The organism is Asaia sp. W19 (assembly GCF_003994335.1).
Taxonomy (GTDB): Bacteria; Pseudomonadota; Alphaproteobacteria; order Acetobacterales; family Acetobacteraceae; genus Asaia.
In genome coordinates, this window is record NZ_PNQZ01000183.1 from 1 (window position 1) to 665 (window position 665).

A 665-nucleotide genomic window follows, 5' to 3' on the forward strand; every position below is an offset into this window, starting at 1 on the left:
TACCGAACAATTTGCGGTCTGACTTGGCTGCTATACTCATGATCGCCCTCTTATACGCGTCGCTATGCGCGAGATAGTTTTCTTCAAGCACAGCCCGCTCAACGAAAAAAGGGGGCTTGCGCCCCCTTCTCCCCTTACCTGCCTAGTATCACCCGGCCTGCGGCGACGGGTTCAGTGCCTCAGTCCCGGCACTGGCCTCCGGCTTCACCGTAGGTACCGAAGAGCGACGATTCTCCGGGGTCGAATCATCGACCACGACGCGCTCCACCGGTTCACCGCGGATCACCTTGCCAACTTCATCACCTGAAAGCGTCTCGAACTCGAGAAGAGCATTCGCAAGACGGTGCAGATCGTCGATATGTTCGAGCAGCAGGCTATGCGCGCGCTTGTAGGCCTCGTCGACGAGTTCCTTGACCTCACGGTCGATCTCGCGGGCAGTCTGCTCGGAGACATTCTTGTTCTGCGTCACCGAGTGACCCAGGAACACCTCCTGGCCATTATCGCCATAGGCAATCATACCGAGGCGATCGCTCATCCCCCATTCGGTCACCATGCGACGGGCGAGATTCGTTGCCATCTTGATATCGCCAGACGCACCGGTGCAGACATTCTCTGCGCCGAAGATGAGCTCCTCGGCAACGCGGCCGCCCATCGCGAGAACCAGA

At 58.8% G+C, this 665-nt stretch carries 1 pseudogene; it reads right to left on the reverse strand.

From position 1 onward, the window contains the following. Positions 1 to 148 precede the first annotated feature (148 nt). Positions 149 to 665 (reverse strand): annotated as a pseudogene (locus C0V97_RS17820) (cell division protein FtsH); the annotation flags it as partial.